Consider the following 18811-nt stretch of genomic DNA (forward strand, 5'->3'; position numbering starts at 1 on the left):
CGTCGGTTTCTAAACAAGTTCCAGAAGCCCCGGATGCACTGGCGAGAACCGCGTTTCGAAGGTGTGGGCGGCATGTCCTCTTTTTGGGGAGGGCATCCAAGTCTGTAGGGCTCCCCCACGTGGTTCACCACCTTTTCTGAATCCCGATCGGATAAAAATCATGGTAGCCATCGTCAGCGGTAACAGCCTGGGCCTCAGCCTGACCTCACTGGGCACGTTGGGTCAGCGCGGCGTGTTGGGAGCGGCAGGGCAGGGGCGTAACGGAGAGCAGGCGTTCGTCAACATTGCCAACGGCAACCTGATCCTGCAGGACTTCGACGACAAGCTGGTCGCCCGCGGGGCGGACATCGGCATCGTGCGGACCTACAACAGCCAGGGCCTGCTCAACGACGACAACGGGGATAACTGGGGTGTCGGCGCGTATGGCCAGCGACTCCAATTGACCGGCATCCTTGCCACGGCCGGCAGCACCTTTGTTCGCATCGATCGCGATGGCGCCAACGCCACTTACGTCTGGAATGCGGCAAGGAACGCCTATGTCAGCAATGAGGGGGCAGGGGCTTTCGACACGATAGCCTACGACGCGGCCAATGCGCGCTACGTGTGGACTGACGGCTCCACCGGACTTGTTGAACGCTACGAGACCACGCTGAAAGGCCGTCTGCTGTCGGTGGTTGATTCCAGTGGCAACACGATCAGCTACACCTACAACGCCAACGACACCGTGCAGAGCATGGTCAACGCCAATGGCGAGACCACTTTCTTCGACTACAGCGGTACCAACCTCACACAGATCCGCACGGTTGCCGCCGGAGGTGCGGTTCTCACTCGCGTGCGCTACGCCTACGACGGTGCCAACCGGCTGATTAGCGTCATTGTCGACCTCAGCCCCGAGGACAACAGCGTCGTTGACGGCAAGACGTATGTCACGACGTACACCTATGACGGCACGAGCAAGCGCATCGCCTCGGTGACCCAGAGCGATGGCTCCAGCCTCGCGTTTACCTATGTGCAGGCCGGCGGTAGCTACAAGATTGCCACCATCACCGACGCTCTCGCGCAGATCACGCGGTTTGCGTATGACAGTGTCGCGGGCACCACCACCGTCACCGATCCGCTGGGTGCACAGAGCACTTACCTGTACGACGCTCAGGGCCGGCTCCTGCAAGTGCGACAAGGGGTCACCGCCAGCAACCCGACGGGGCTGTCGCAGATCAGCTATCGCTACGACGCGGCCGGCAACGTGAGTGGTGTGACCGACGGCGAAGGGCGGGAGGTCGTTTCCGAGTACGACGCCAATGGCAACTTGCTCAAGGAAATGGACTCTGCGGGCAATGCCCGCATCCGGACCTACAACGCCGCGAACCAATTGCTGACCGATACCGTCTTTGCCGATGCGGCCGTCAGCCGCGGCGCCTTCAGCAAGGAAGCGTCGTTGCCGGAGATCACCCGCTACGTCTACGCACAGGGTAATGCTCGACTTCTGCGCTTTGTCGTCAGCGCGCAGGGCGATGTCACCGAACACCGCTACGACAGCTACGGCCAGGCCCTCACGAGCATCCGCTATGCGGGTGGGGGTTACAACGTTGCCTCGCTCGGCGCGGCCGCCGTGCCCACGGAAGCGCAGATGACCACCTGGGTCGGCACCCAGGATTTGCGCCGTACCGAGCGCGCCGACCGCGTCTACGACGCGCGCGGCGCGCTGAGCTCCTCCACGACTTATAGCGAGGTCGATGCGACAGGCACTGGCGTCACCGTCTCAGCAGCCAAGACCCAGTACGTCTACGACCAGCATGGCTGGCTGCTCAAGACAATCGAGCCGACCGGTGGTGGCACCACGACCTATGTCTACGACGGCCTGGGCCGGGTGCTGTCGATCAGTGCGCCTTCGCTGGACGGCGGGACCACGGCCAACACCACGGTCACGAGCTACGACGATGTCGGAGGAAGGACCAGCGTCACCGTGGCTGGCGGGCTGGTGAGTATCTCGGCCTACGACAAGGCGGGTCGACTGGTGAGCGTCACACAACAGAGCGCCGGCACCGGCGTGCTTGGCCTCACCAAGTACGCCTACGACAAGGACGGCAACCTGTTGATGACGCAGGACCCGACGGGCGTGCGCAAGTGGATGCTCTACGACGCGGCAGATCGAAAGATCGCAGACATCGATGCGACGGGAGCCTTGGTCGAGTACGTCTACAACGCGAACGGGCAGTTGCGCCAGACGGTGGCCTATGCGACGAAGCTCACAACCGCGAAGCTGGCGCAGTTGGTGGATGGGGCGGGGCTGCCGACCACGGCCTGGAGCGCGACGAACACGACGACCAGCCTCGCGGCGCTGCGGCCGGCGGGCGTGGCCCAAGACCAGAAGGTCTGGCGCTTCTACGACAACGCAGGACGCTTGGCGTGGCAGGTGGATGCGCTGGGCTATGTGACGCAGACGACCTATGACGGGGCTTCGCGCGCACTGAGCGTCACACAGTTGGCCAATCCGATCGATGTAGCGCCGCTGTTGCAGGGGGCCGATGTCAACCTGGGGGTTGATCCGACCACGCTCGGAGGCATCGCGCTGAGCTTGGACAACACGGAGCCGGTGCCTGCAGGACGCGTGACTGGCCTGACTGCGACGGTCGATGGGGCACCGTCTGGAAGCATGGTGACCTTCTTCGATGGTGAAACAGTCATTGGCAGTGCGGTGTTGGTCGACGGAAAAGCTTCGCTCATTACCGACCGTTTGTCGGCCGGAACGCATGACCTTCGGGTGGCCTTTTCAGGGGACGGGTTGCGGCCGGCGAGTGTATCCAAAGCGATCAAAAAAGTGATAACGCCTGCGATAGTTGCTGCAGAGGTGCGGTATCAGAGTCCAGCCCCCGGAACTACCGAGCCGCTGATCTTGTCCCTCATGCTGAGTGCGGAGTCGGCCTGGCTTGTTCCGCAGTCGGGCAAGGTGGTGTTCTACAACGGTAACGTGATTCTTGGTGAGGCCTATGTCGCCAACGGAGCGGCAAACCTCATCCTGCAGAGCTGGCCTTCCGGCAAACTGAATGTCCGGGCAGAGTATTCCGGAGACGCAGCACACACAAGTGCCGTCGCGCAGCGCTCCTTTGTCCCGGTAGTCCCATCTCTCTCCCTGGGCGCGTCGGCAACCCGTGTGACCAACGGAGCTCCGATCACTCTGCGAGCCGAGGTATCGGGTCGCAAGAGTGGGGTTGTTGCCTTCTATGCTGGCAAGATTTCCCTTGGCACCGCAGATGTGGTTGACGGAGTGGCGACGCTGATCCTGGACTTCCTGCAGATGGGAACCTACGCGTTGAATGCCACCTATTCCGACATCGATGGGTCATTTTCGGGAGTAATTGAGAAAGGACCTACGCTTCAGATTGACACGGTGAATCAATCGAATGTGCAGGCATTCGATTGGAGTGGCGTGAACAACGGTCGATATCTCACGTGGGGTGATTATTGGGGCTATCAGCTTTACATCAATGCAGGACCTTGGCAGATTGATGGTCAGGTCCAAGTTGGAACAGTCCCACAAATCGAGGTGTGGGATAGCTCCAAGAGCATGGGTACTTCGGGAACGTATGCGATCTTCGTTGACGACATTCTCGTTGGAAGCGCAGTTAATTGGGTCGGGGAGAACGGAGTCGGTTGGGAGCGAAGCTTCATCTTTTCGTTGCCAGTTAATCTACTTCCGAGTGAAGGTCACCGGTTGGCTGTTGTTTTCAACAACAGAAAAGGTCGAGATCAAAATGGCAACACAGGCAGCTCGGGTCTGGTCATCAATACTGTTCTCCCTATTCGCGAGGCCGCAACCGCTGCGACTCTTAGTGTCTCATCGGTAAGGGCATCCGCGGGAACTCCGATTACGCTGAATGCCAAAATTTCAATGGCACTTCCTTATGACGTAAAGGGAATCCCGTCTTCGGACCCATTGCCCATTGGAGGAGGGGTCAATTTTTATGCCGATGGGGTAGTCATTGGCACAGCAACAGTGGTCAATGGGCAAGCGTCGTTGGTTGTCGGTAACTTGCCGCAGGGCACGAGCACCATCACAGCTAGCTATGCAGGCGATGGGAGTTATCTGGCATCCGAGACTTCCAGCGGGTTGTCGGTACAAATCACTCCACCTGCGGTTACTCTGACTAATCTGACGACCCCGACGATCGCCAAGGACGGCGCACTTTTGGTGCGAGTTGCCGGCGAAACCCCTACAGGTCTGGTGAGCTTTTACAGCGGTACGACGCTGCTGGGCACGGTGGCGGTGCGCGAAGACGGCACCGCCACTCTTCGCGGCGTGCCGATCCCCGTGGGCACGCACACCTTCAGCGCCGTGTACTCGGGTGATGCGCTCAACGCTGACGGCGCCATCACCTTCACCCCAACCGTCACGGGCACACCGAGCACCACCGTGCTGGTCGGTATGGACGCGGCCCAGGACCGCACCACCACGCAGTTGTACAACCGCAATGGCCAACTGCAGGGCGTGCTGGATGCTGAGGGCTATCTCACCGAATACAAGTACAACGGGGCCGGCGAGCAGGTGCAGACCATCCGCTACGCCAGTCGCTCGGCGAACTTCACCAGCGTGTCGGCACGCATGATGGCCGTGGCGATCGCGCGCGCCAGCGGCGATCTCACGGGCGTGAGGCCCGCGGCCAGCCCCGACGACATCCGCACCTACGCCTTCTACAACGCCCGTGGCCAGATCGTGGGCCAGGTCGACGGCGAGGGCTACCTCACTGAGACAACGTACGATCTGCGCGGCAATGTCACGCAGACCAGGCGCTACGCGAAGCTGGCCAAGAGCCCCGCCGCCACGAGCGCCACGCTCGCAACAGTGCGGCCCGATGTCGATCCGCTCGATCAGGTCGTCAGCCAGACCTGGAGCGCGGCGAACCAACTGCTCAGCCGTACCAATGTCGAGGGCACGCTCACCAGCTTCACCTACGACCTGGCGGGCCGGCTCGTGCAGACCTCCACCGCCGCGGGCACCACGGACGAGCGTATCGAGCGCCAACGCTATGACATCCAAGGTCGCCTGATCGGCGAGCTTGACGGGCGCGGTAGCGCCACCGTGGCCCTGACCGCTCCGTTGAGCGCTTGGAGCGCCAATGGCTCGACTCATGCTTACGACGCGGCCGGTCGGCGCACCAGTACCACCGACGCCAATGGCCACCGCACCCTGTTCTTCTACGACGCTCTCGGACGGCTGACCTACAGCGTCAACGCGATGGGCCAGGTCAACGAGAACCGCTACGACGCGCTGGGTCAACTGAGCGAACTCATCGCCTACGGCACTCCCGTGAACGTGGACACCCTCGGGGCGACCACCCCGGGCGGGTTGAACACGGACACCCTGAAGACTCAGCTCGCCGCGGTGGCCGATACCGCCAAGGACCGGCGCACCGTCAACCGCTACAACGCCACCGGCACTCTGGCCAGTAGCAGTGATGCCGTCACGGCCACGACGAACAATCTCACCAGCTACTCCTACAACGCCTTCCGCGAAGTCACCGCGAGCAGCCAGACAAGGCTGAGCGGCCAGGTCGTCACCGACACCATCGGCTATGACCGCCGGGGCCTGAAGACCTCGACCACCGAGGATGCCACCGGCGTCGCGGCCACGCGCGGCACAGGCTACGACGCCTTCGGGCGAGCCACCACGCGCATCGACGGCAACGGCAATGTCGTCGGCATCGCCTACGACCGCCTCGGGCGGATCATCACCACCACTGATGCCAACGGCGCCAAGCACACCACCACCTACGATGCCTTCGACCGCGTACTGACCCAGCGCGACGCGCTGAACAACACCACCAGCTACGCCTACAGCGTGGCCAACCGAAGCATCACCGTGACCACGCCCGAGGGCGTTGCGCTGACCACCGTGCACAACCGCCATGGCCAGACCCAGAGCATCGTCGACGGCCGCGGCAACACCACCAGCTACAGCTACGACAAGAGTGGCAACCTGCTGCAGACCCAGGCTCCGGAGAGCGTGGGTACCAGCAGCACCTACGACAAGATCGGCCTGAAGCTCACCAGTACCGACGCCAGGGGCACCGTCACGAGCTACATCTACGATGCCGCCGATCGCCTGCTGACGCGCACCGTCGATTCCAACGGTCTGAAGCTCGTCACCACCTACCAGTACGACGCCACGGGCCAGAAAATCAGTGTCACGGATCCCGGTGGCACCGTCACCACCTACAAGTACGACCTTGATGGTCAGATCCTGCAGGAGACCGTGGACCCCACGGGCCTGAACCTGCAGACCGTCTATACCTACGACACCGACGGCACCACCCTCACCGTGCAGGGGCCCGACGGTCGACTCACGCGCTACACCTATGACGGCGCCGGTCGGCGCATCAAGGAGCAAGTCGATCCGCTAGGCCTGAACCTCACCCGCAGCTACGGGTACGACGGCCAGGGCAATGTCATCAAGGCGGTCGATGGCGTCGGCAACTCCACGCTCTACATCTACGACAAGGCGAATCGCAAGGTCTTCACCATCGATCCGACGGGCAGTGTCCGACAAACGGGCTATGACGACGAGGGCCGGGTCAGTGCCGAGACCAGCTACGCCGCGGCCATGTCGCTGGCGAACCTGCAGGGCGTGGCGCCGAGCCTGAAGGCCATGCAGGAGCTACTGCCGACCCTGGGTGCGGCGGCGAGCCAGCGCCGGCGCTACGACCGTGACGGGCGGCTGCGCTTTACTGTCGATGCCGCCGGCGGCGTGGTCGAGTACAAGTACGACGCGGGCAATAACCTTGTGGAGACCCGGGGCTACGCCAAGCCCATCAACCTGGGGGCATGGAGCCCGGCGACCGCCGACCCGGTGGTGCTGGCCGACGACGGCCACGACCAGCGCACGCGCAACGTCTACGATGGCCTGGGGCGCAAGACCTACACGATGGACGGCACGGGTGCCGTGGTCAAGCAGGTCTTTGATGCCAACGGCAACGTTGTCGAGCGCTTCGCGTACGGTGCCCGGATACCTCTGGCGACGGCACTCACGCCCGCGGCGATCGACAGCGCGGTGGCGGCTGCCACGGCCAGTGCCAGCGCCGCGCGCACCGAACGCGACGCTTATGCCTACGACCGGGCCAACCGGCAGACCTCGCACACCGATGGGGTGGGAACTGTTACCACGCAGAGCTTCGACAAGAACGGCAACGTCACCAACCGTTCGTTCTGGAGTGCACAGCAGGCGGGAACCAATCTGCTCACACAGAGCGAGCTGGCCAATGGCGTGAGCGACGTACCCGTCAAGGGTGGGGTCGTCACTGCGGCGTCGATGGCGGGCCTCAGAGGGGCGGTCAGGCTCGCGAGCGATCCGGCAGGCTCGTATGCCTACAAGACGCTGGCGACCACGGCCGGTGCAACCTACACCTTGTCGGTGATCGTGGAGATGGAGGATGGCCTGCCGCCGTCCTTCGGCAATGCGTCGGTCACCAACGTCGCGAACTCCTTCGCGCTGGTGATGTTCGCCAACGCGGCCAATCCGACTGCCTACACGGTGCAGAACCTCGGAGGTGGACGCTACCGTGTCTCAGCCACCGGCGTGGCGCCCGCCTCGCCGGGAGCGAACTTCGGGGTGGTCAAGTACGCCGGCAACGACACCCGTGCTTTCCGCGTGAGCGGCTACCAGCTTGAGCAGACGAGCGCCAACCTGCTCATGCAAGGCGAGTTCGCCAATGGGTTGGCCGATGCGCCGTACCAGACAGGTGCCGTCACGGCGACGTCGATGGTCGGGTTTGCAGGCGCGCTCAGGCTGGCATCCAGTCCGACCAACGCCAGTGCCTACCAAGCGTTCACAGCGACGCCCGGTGTGACCTACACGCTGTCGGTGGTCGTGGAGATGGAGGATGGCCTGCCGCCATCTTTCGGGGGCACGAATGCCGCAAGTGCCGCGAACTCATTCGGACTCGCGCTCTTCTCAGGTGCGACCAATCCGAGCACCTATGTCGTACAGAATCTGGGCGGCGGCCGCTATCGAGTATCGGTCACCGGCGTGGCGCCGGCCCCGGGGGATTTCTCATACTCCGTGGCGTACCACGGCGCCATCAAGTACGTTGCGAACGATACCCGCGCTTTCCGCGTCTCCGGCTACCGGCTCGAGCAAGTGGGGGCCGGCAATGTCACGCCGACCACCACGACTGCGATCACTGCTGCGGCCGATGCCACAAAGCAAGTAACGCGCTTTGCCTACGACAGTGCCGGACGGCTTGTGTACACGCTCAGTCCGCTGGGCCAGGTGGAGAAGAACACCTACGACGCGGCCGGACGGGTGACGCTCGTCACTCGCTATGCCAAGGCCATCGATCTCGCCGGTCTGAGTGTGAGCCCAACGATTGCGCAACTGGACGCCCTGGTGCAGGCTGGAACCAACCTGTTCACGCAGAGCGAGTTTGCCAACGGTCTGGGTGATGCACCGGTCAGAACCGGTGTCGTCTCAGTGGCATCGATGACAGGCCTAGCCGGTGCACTGCGGATCGCTCCCGATCCGAATGGCCCTTATTCGCTCGTCTACAAGACATTGGCGACAACTCCCGGCATGACCTATACGCTGTCGGTGATCGTGGAGATGGAAGATGGCCAGGCGCCAGCTTTCGGGAACCCGACGGTCAACCATGCTGCGAATTCGTTCGGCGTGATCATGTTCGGCGGCGGTGTCGCCACGAACAAGTACGTGGTGCAGAGCCTCGGAAACGGTCGCTACCGCATCTCGGCTACGGCCGTCGCGCCTGCGGCGCCCGGGTTGAACTTCGGGGTGGTCAAGTATTCGGTCAACGATGCGCGCGCATTCCGCATCTCCGGCTACCAACTCGAACAGGCCGCGGCGGCCGGCACCTACGTGCCAACCACTACTGTCTCGACCGCTGCCAAGGACCAACTGCAGCACAGCGTTTACGACAAGGCCGGACGATTGGTTGCCAGTGTCGATGCACTGGGCAATACCATCAAGTACACGCGCGACGGCAACGGCGACGTGGGTGAGAAGCGCGCCTTCTACAACCCTGTGAACATGGCGAGCTGGGTGCCCGGCACCGTGCCCGCGCCGACGGCCGACGACACGCGCGATCAGCGCACGCGCAGCTTCTACGACGCGGCCGGGCGTGAATCGCTCAGCGTCGACTCGTTGGGCTACGCCGTGCAGCGACAGTACGACGCGCAGGGCCGACTGAGCACCATCGTGCGCTATCCGGTAGCCATCCCTGCGGCCACTGCCTTCACCTTGCAGGCCCAGCTCGATGCGGCCGTCAAGCTGTCATCCACATCCGGGCGCGCGCTGCAGATCACGGCCTATGGCTACGACGCGGCGGGACTGCGCATCAGCGAGACCGCGGCCTTCGGTCAGCCAGAGGCGGCAGTCACGCGCTATGTCTACGACGGCATCGGCCGACTCACTCACACCGTCGATGCGCGCGGCGTCGAACTCTCGCAGAGCGATAGCCAATGGGCGTTGAACGAGCGCCGGCAACTGAAGTACACCAATGCTGCGGGTGGCGCGCTCAAGGCCGTCGACTTGACACAGGTTCAGCGCGACGCGCTGGCTGCGCGCTACACCACGGTCGTCGACTACGACGCGGCGGGGCGCAAGATCAGCGTTACCGATGCGCTCGGCGGCATCACGCGCTCCGAATACGACGCCAACGGTCATGTCGTCAAGATCACGGATCCGCGCGGCAATGCGGCGTTCTACTACTTTGACGCGGCTGGACGGGTCACTCTGAATGTGGACCCTGAGGGCTATGCCACGGCGACCACCTACGACATGTTCGGCCAGACGCTGAGCATCAAGCGCTACTTCAACAAGGTCACGGGCACCTACAGCGTCGCCCAGGCGCCGGCGTTGCCGGGCGCGAATGGCAGCGACGCGCTCACTCGCTTCGAGTATGACGCCGCCGGGCGCCTGGCGCGCACGATCGATGCCGAGTCGAACGCAGAGCGCTACACCTACAACGCGCTGGGCCAACGCGAGACTCTGACCAACAAGCTCGGTGGGGTCATCACCTACGCCTACGACCGTCAGGGGCGCGTCGTCAGCGAGACCTTGCCGATCACGAGCAAGAACGCGGCAGGCCAGGCAGTGGCGGTGGTCAATCAGTCCACCTACGACGCCTTCGGCAACAAGCTGACCACCACCGAGGCAGCGGGGCTTCCCGAGCAGCGCGTAACCACGTACACCTACGATGGCCTGAACCGTCAGCTTACGGTGCGTCAGGCGTCGGTGGGCCTGTACACCGCAGCCGGTGGCTGGACCACCGGCGCGCCCACACGCACCAACACCTACGATGCGAACGGCAATCTGATCGTAGCGGTGAATGCCAATGGCGGACGCACGCGCAGCTGGTTCGATGCCAACAACCGCAAAGTGGCCGAGGTGAGTGCCACTGGAACGCTCAGCCAATGGGTGTACGACGCCGTGGGCAATGTGATGGTGCAGAACGTCTATGGTGACGTGCTGGCCTTGCCCGCAAGCGACACCCTGCCGGTTCCACTGAATGCGGCCAATGTGCGCACGACCACTTACCAAGTGGATGCCAACAATCGGGTGCTCAGCAGCACCATCGGCCAGGTGGAGTTCGGCGAATACAACGCCGCAACTGCCCAATACAACATGGGCCGACGCGATTTGATCCAGCGCAGTGCCTACGATGCCAACGGCAATGTCGTACGTCAGGAGAACGGCAGGAATGCGGCAGCTCAAACCTGGTACGACAAGCTGGGACAGAAGGTGCTCGAGGTCGATGCCATGGGCTATGGCGTGCGCTGGGAGCGCGATGCCAACGGCGCCGTGTTCCGCGAGACCCGTTACCTGCAGCGCATCGACCTGGGCAGCGCCAGCGAGAGCATGCCGATGGCCGATGTGCTCGCCAAACTCAAGCCGATCGCTGGCGACCAGATCACCGAGTATGCCTACGACCGCAATGGCCGCATGCTCAGCGAGTCGCGCCTGGCCGTGGCTTACGGCAGCGTGAATGCCAGCGGTGTGCTCACCGAGGGAACGCTGGCAGCAACCAAGCGCTATGGCTACGACGCTATGGGCAATCGAAGCTCGGTGACCGATGCACAGAGTCAACGCACCGACCTCACGTACGACTGGGCAGGACGGCTCTTGAGCGAGCGCAAGCCCACGGTCGCGACCGACACCGGTGCCGGCACCAGCGCCTCCTTGCGCCAGACCACCGAGTACGAATACGACGGCCTGAACAACGTGCGTCGCGAGATCCGCCGCGGGACCAACACCGCCGTGGAAACCGATGACCAGATCGTGCGCTACGGCTACGACGCCACGGGAGTTCGCACCTCGATGGTGACGGCCAAAGGCGAGACCTTCACGTACGGGCGTGATGCCAATGGCAATACGACCGCGCAGATGGTGGATCGGCTGGACGCTGATGGCAACGTCTCTCGCGAGATCGTGAGCATCGGGTACGACGCGGTCAACCGCGAGATCACGCGCTTCACAGGGACGCGCGATGCCGCGAACGCACCGGTCTTCGATGTCGCTAAGACGGTAACGCTCGGCTACAACGCCTATGGCGAGCTGGCGAGTAAGCGCACCGGCAGCGGGAATGCGAGCGGCGCCGCGCAGGAGTACTACGACTATGACAAGGCTGGGCGCCTGTGGCGCACCAACTCGCAAGAAGGCGTGAGCAAAGCCTGGATGTACGACATGGCGGGGAATGCCACGCTGCTGCTGCAATCGCAGCGCGTGAACTTGCGCGCGATGACGTGGGACCAGATGGCCGGCGATGGCAGCCGCCCCGATCCGGACATCCTGATCACCATCACGGCCTACGACAAGAACAATCGCGCCGTGAGCGTGATGCAGCCCAAGATGGATGCATCGCGGCCGAACCTGAAGATGTTCGCCGCAGTGATCAATGTGGAGTCGGGAAAGTACGGCGGGCTGGATCTTGCGGTGGCTTCCCCGCTGGCAGGAACGACATCGATCCAGGGGCCGAGCGACACCTCGGCCACAGGCCAGGTTGCCGTGCTGGGCATGCCGATGAGTGGAGGAAACATCCGGCCCATCACCAACGGAGAGTTCGGTGGCGCCGGTGGCTGGAACAACGTCAGTAGCAAGGTTGTCGGGGTGACCGACATCGTGCTCGGTTCGGCGGGAATACCGGGTTCGAATATCGAAAACATCTATGGTGCGGTGACATGGCGTGTCGAGGTGGGCGGTGTTCCGAACTATCTTGGCAGGGTGACGACTTGGCCCGTGACCGTGCATCCGCGCAACGCCGATGTCAGCGTCTTCATGGGGCAGTTGCCCCACACCCTGGCACTCGACCGGAACGTTGCCTACAGCCAGCTGATTCCCATCCGGGTCATTGCCACCGCGCAGAGCAGCGGTATGGACATCGTCGTCTCTACCGGGGCAGTTCGTACGGCACCGCAACCCACGCAGGTTGAGGGACTCAGCGGCACCTTCATGCGCTTGACCGCGGGTGAGGCGCGCGACAGCGACACGATTCAGCTATACCACCGGCCATCGGGCTCGACCGGAGTATTTACGGAGTCCCTGCCGAAGTTCAAGGCCGGCCAAGGCGGATCGAGCCTCAATGGTGCGTCGGTCGATGGCTGGTACCTGACGCGGTTGGATAGCTTGAGCGCACCGACTGAACTTCTGGTCGTCGTGACCCAGGCCGATGGCAAGGTGGTGCGCCGGGATTCGATTCAATGGAACCCGTCGACGCGCCAGGCGACAGCTTCCGTCGCGTCGGCAAAGCCCGTTTTCACCGCAGACAACGTGGCGCATTTCACTGGCCTGCAGCTCTCCGGTACCAGTCCCGCCGCGATTCGCGTGCGCCAAAGCGGCCAGAGTGGGTCTTCGGATGTGACGTACTGGCCTGTCGCCGGTGGGGCCCGAGGACGCTTCGACGTTCAACTGGGCGCTGGTGCCAACGACGTCACTATCGACATGCTCGATGCGCAGGGCGCGGTGATGGACACGCTGGTGGGCTCCATGAATGCGAGCACCTCCCTCTACGACATGCGCGTTCTCGGGAGTCTGCCGTCGAGCGTCACGTTCCGTGATGTGCCATTAGCAGCTCAGACACTGACCGTCGAGTACCAGCCGCTCACCGCGGGCGGAAAACCCGCGGGTTCCGTCAGTCTCACTCGTCAGGCGGGCAAGGCGGAATGGGTATGGGACGCGCGTAATCTCGTCACGGACCCGCGCAACCTCTACAACTACGCCGTGCATTTCGTTGCCCGAGACGCTGACGGGTTCATCCTGACCGATGCCACAGGCAACGTGACCATTGGCGCGGTCAGCAACGGTACCAAGGCTTCGCTGACAGGCAGCGTCAAGCACCAGATACTGACCTTCGATCCGGGTCTTCCGGAAGGCAAAACGCTCAAGCTGCGCTATCGCGTCAAGGGCGCCACCACGCAAGACTTTATCGAGGCCACGGCCACCCGCGGCACTATCAACGCAGTCTTTAAGTGGGATGCCACTGCGAACAACCTGGATCCGGCCAAAGAATACGAGTTCATCTACGACGTGTACAACGCCGCGAATGCGGTGATCGGCAACGGCGAAGGGTATTTCCGCCCAGACAGCGACAGCAGCAACGATGGCTCCAACGTCAACGTGTACTGGGGCATCCCGAACCTACCGGGAGATCAGGTCGTCAACGGCACCTGGGTGATCCAGCGGCGTCAGGACTACGATGCCTTCGGCCAGGTCATCCTGGAGAAGGACGGCAACGAGAACGTCACCAACCTTCGCTACAACACCCTGGGCCTGCTGGTCGACAAGATCGGTCCGATGGTCGAAGTCACGCTCGCCAATGGCCAAAAGCAGATGCTGCAGCCGGCCGAGCACTATGGCTACAACCTCAACGGCCAGATCGTGGGCAAGCGCGATGCCAACGGCAACCTCAGCACGCTCGAAGTCAACGCTGCAGGCCAGACCGTGGCCGAATGGCACCCCGGCGCTGCAGCTGGCAGCTCGACTGCCGTGCGCAAGACCTACGACATCTTCGGTAACCTGATCACCGTCACCGATGAGATGGCGCGCATCACGAAGAACACATACGACTTGAACAATCGTCTCGAGCGTGTGGATCGACCCATCAATGCCGACGGCTCTCGCGCCTACGATATCTACGCGTACGACATCCTCGGCCAGCGCATCGCACACACCAATGCGCTGAGCTTCAAGGAACGCACCTACTACGACAGCATGGGCCGGGTCACCCGGTACATCTCGGCAGAGGGCGCGGCCGTCAACTACGGCTACACCTACGACAAGACTATCGGATCGGCCGGGGGCGTAAACACTGGCGGCTGGGTGAACACGACCACGGACGCCAATGGGAAGGTGCAGACGATCAAGAACGACGTGTTCGGCCGCGCGATGTGGAAGCAGGACTTCGGCGGTCACCAGTTCACCTATGGCTACAACTGGTCTGGGCTCATCGCCACCCAGACCGGCACCTCGGGCCAGAACATCAGCTACACCTACTACGACAACGGCTATCTGCGCAAAGTCATCGATGCGGGCGTGTCCACCGAAAGCACCTTCGAGTATGACAACAACGGCAATCGCACCTTCGAGGGCTTCAAGTCCACCGCGAGCGGCGTGGCAATGGTGTTCCAGCAATCACGGGTCAGCTACGACGCCTTCAACCGCGTCAAGACGATCGACGATGCGCGCTACCTCATCAACTACGAGTACGACGCCAACGGCAATCGTCGCCGGGTGCACAGCACTTACACCAACATCGTCGACAACAGCAAGGAGATTCAGGACTACTGGTACACCTATGACGGCATGAACCGCTTCACCGTGACCATGGGGCAATTGGTCAGCGGGCAGATCGTGCGTGGATCGTCTGGCGATGGCGTGACCATCGAGTACAACAACGCGGGTCAGCGCAAGGCGGCCACCTATGCCAGTGACGGGCATCGCGAGGACTATGACTACGACGGCGCCGGCAACCTGACCACGATGAAGCTCAACGGGGTGCTGCGCAGCCGCCGAACCAACGACCTCGCAGGACGCGTGACGCGCTACGAAGAGCTTTTCGCGGACCAGAGCATCAACGTGCAGAAGGACCGCAGCTGGAACAAGGACAACCAGCTCACGAAGGAGGTGGAAAGCACATTCTCCCAGGGGGCAATCAAGGCGTCCTTGGCGACCACCACGTACGGACTCATGGCCGACGGCACGTTGTCGAGCACGAACACGGTGACCAACAAATATGACCCGACGCCCGGCCTGCCCAACAACGGCATCAGCATCACCGTTCTGAACACGGTCTATGCCTACGACTGGTGGGACAGCGCCAAGCAGACGTCGATCACCATCGGCGCGAACAGCACGGACGTCACCACCCCCTGGGCGCCTGGGTACTCGGCGTTCACCTACGACGTCAATGGGCATGTCAAGACGGCAACCGATCGCAATCTCACGACGCCACGCAGCTTTTCATACTGGACCAATGCCGAAGGCCAGGTGCTGCAGCGCCAGGAGCTGATCGGCGGCACCGTCAATCCGCAGACAGGGGCTGTGAACCTGACCGGTGCGGCCAAGAGCCGCGACCGCCGCTACTTCTATTTCGACGGCAAGCGCGTGGGCAATGTCGGCAACGACGGCACCGAGCGCGAGGACTATGCCCAGCAACTTGCTCGCAGCGCGAACGCTCTCGAGAGTCCTGACAACAAGTACCGCAAGTTCACGCCCACGAATTCTGCGGATTTCGACGAGAACTACCAGCCGATCAACGCGGGCTTCCCTGGGGCGACCCCCGGCAGCTACACGGTTCGGATCGGCGACACGCTGGAGGGGATCGCACGATCGCTCTGGGGTGACGCCGCGCTGTGGTATCTGTTGGCCGAAGCCAATGGCCTGGACGGGCAACCCTCGGCACCGTTGGTGGCCAACACCGTGATTGCGGTGCCCAATCGGGTCACCAACGTGCACAACACCAGCGATACCTTCAGGCCCTATGACCCGGGCAAGGCGATGGGGGATACCAGTCCGACGCTGCCAGATCCGTTGCCAGCACCCAAAGGAAAGGATGGGGGATGCGGCGGGGTCGGCAAGATCATCGTGGCCATCGTCGCAGTGGTCGCTACTGTGTTTACAGCAGGGGTTGCGGCCGTTGGCATCGGATCGAGCTTAGGGACGATCATGAGCGCTGGCGCCGGTGTGATGGGTATGGGCGGGGGAGTTATCGGCTCATTCGTTGCAGGCGGCATGAGCACCGGCGCAATGATTGGCACCGTAGCCCTTGCCGGTGCAGCCGGTTCCGTGGCCGGCCAACTCACGGGAATGGCACTGGGCATTCAAGATTCTTTCAGTTGGAAGGGCGTCGCCCTTGGTGCCGTCGGCGCTGGAGTAAGTGCAGGCGTCGGAGGATGGTTGCAAGGTGGAGGCCTTGGCGGAATGCTCTCGGGTTCGAGCAACGGGGCTGCCGCAGGGCGATTGGCTGTGAGCAACCTTGCAACGCAGGGGCTGAGTATTGCCACGGGGTTGCAGAAGGGGTTTGATTGGCGGGGTGTGGCTGCCAGCGCGGCGTCCGGGTTTGTGTCAGTGTCGGCTGGGGCGTGGGCTCAGGACGCGGGCTGGGCCATGGCAAGTCAACGCTTGGCCAGCAGCATGGCCGGTGGGGTGGTGAGCGCTGTAGTTCGCGGGGGAAGCATTAGTCGCGCCTTGCCGGGCATCATTGGTGATGCGGTGGGGGCGGCTATGACTGTGGGCAACCAGGTGGCGGGCGACATCGCTGGAGCCAATCGCATCGACCCCAGAAACCCCTACGGGTATGGAGGTTCCAGCAACGGAATCACGAATTGGCCCGACAACACAACGGCGATCGTTTCGCCAAAAGCTTACCTGTCCGACGACGATGTGGCATGGCTGGGGACAGAGAATGCCTGGTTAGGTTCAGATAGTGAACACATGCCGGGCGTTCAGTATGCTGATGCATCGAAAGGGCTGCGCACAGGCGTGGCAACGGATGCAGGCCCCATGGGCTCAGACGCCTACCGTCTCATGGGCAGAGGCATGCTGCCCACGCTTGCGGCCGAGGATGCGTTCTTTGGTCCCACAGCATTGAAGCTTCGGCTCGCGCAGGACGCTGCCGATGCCACGAACATGAGCAAGGCGGATTACAGCCTTCTACCCGAAGGCACTTCGATCCGGTGGCAACCGGCCTTGAGCACGCCGAATTATTCGAGCACGGACACGTTCTGGGACGGCGTCAAGGCCACGTGGAACAGCGTGGTGATCGGTACGACTCAGTTAGGGGCTTCGGTGCTTTCCTCCTATGCCCGGACTTCGGCCAATTACCAGGAAACTCTGGGCGCGGGCTGGATCGGCCCGCGCTTGTCTTCGCCGTACCCGAGCGAAAGCGGTTTTGATCTGAGTGCAAGTGTGCCCAAGGCAGACTACGACACGCCCTATGGGGCCAAGGTCGAACGGGTCGCTGATGTGGCGCAATTGTTCGCTGGCGGCTATGGGGCCGTGAAGTGGATTGGAGCCAAGACGCTCGTCGCGGGCTTGGGCGCGGGCTATACCAGCGATGCCGACGCAAGTTTCTTGGGTAGTGCGCGTAAGCTGATCACGCCCGCGTTGGGAGAACGAGTCGCGCTGGAACACGTGACTCAATCGGGCGTGGCCATTGTGCGCACGGGCGAGAAGGCCTACGCTCAATTGTCGTTGCAAGGCAAGACGCAGGACTACCGCGAACTACTTGCCAAACTCGACGACTTGAACCCCGTGGCCACAGAGTTTCAGCAGGCGGCCCAGAGCATCCGGGATCGGTTGAGTTTCAGGGATTTGTCTCTCGAATGGCGAAACAGAATCACTGATGCCCGCCTCACGCGCCCCAACGAACCCTGGATCGCGAATCGGTTTGAGTCGGCGGCGTATGGGACAGAAGTCCATGCCAGGATTGGCAGAATGATGAAGGATGGTCTTATTCCTGGAGGGGAAAAGTATCAACTCAAGGGGGTTGGTCCTGATCTCGTTCCAAGGAGTGGGCAAGGATTGAGCATGGAAATCACTCGCTATACGCCAAGCTTGAATGCGATCGTGACGCATGCAAAACGCTACTCAACAGACTCGTTGCGGTACATTCTTTATCAGTCGCGCTAAGAAAAATCGTGAATCAAGCAATCATCAGAGAGCAACGCCTTCAAGGCGAAAGAATCAGAATCGATGACGATCAATTGGTGGCGGTCAGCCGCTGCCACCTGATCGACTGTACGGTGATCCTGGACGCGACGGATGATTCCGGCGGGATACTAAATAGCAAGCTGGACAACTGCGTCATCGAAGTCAACAAGAAAAGAAAACGTACGTCATTTTTTGGCTCCGATTTTCGGAACTGTGGATTCAAGGGACTGATACGCAATGCAGATTTTGGTCGCAGCCGTCCAGACGACCCGTTGTATAGCCTCTTTAACAGTCTGGGTAGTATCGTGGACTGCGACTTCACGCAGGCAACCTTGGATATGTGCCGCTTCTTTGAAGTGGATCTCGCCCGTCAGAAGTTCGCGCCATGGCCACAGTTCGTGATACCGCATGAAAGAGAGTTGGCTGCTGCTGCGCTCAAACGGGAGTGGCCAGGAAAAATCTGGCTGTACTTAATGATCGCCGCGCAGGATCAACGAACGGAGCTTTCTGGCGCAACAGGGACCTTGTCCTATTTTATGAAAAACTATCAAGTTACGGAAGAAGAGTTGCTGCAAGTCTTGGATGAAATTGGCGGCGTGTTGCGTTAAATACTAAGGCTGTTGATTTAATTTCATTGGTTGCCGGGAGAAAGTAAATAGA

At 62.1% G+C, this 18811-nt stretch carries 2 protein-coding genes; both read left to right on the forward strand.

Annotation, left to right across the window (positions count from 1 at the left end; genetic code table 11):
• Window positions 1-160 precede the first annotated feature (160 nt).
• Entirely contained in the window at window positions 161-18130 is a 17970-nt protein-coding gene (locus AC1RLW_RS00180) for an Ig-like domain repeat protein (RefSeq protein ID WP_493191836.1), read from the forward strand.
• A gap of 8 nt (window positions 18131-18138) precedes the next feature.
• On the forward strand, window positions 18139-18759 hold the full coding sequence (locus AC1RLW_RS00185) for a hypothetical protein (protein WP_493191837.1): 621 nt from the start codon (window positions 18139-18141) through the stop codon (window positions 18757-18759).
• The last annotated feature ends 52 nt before the right edge of the window (window positions 18760-18811 follow it).

The sequence above is a fragment of the Variovorax sp. GW822-FHT04A09 genome (assembly GCF_058801005.1).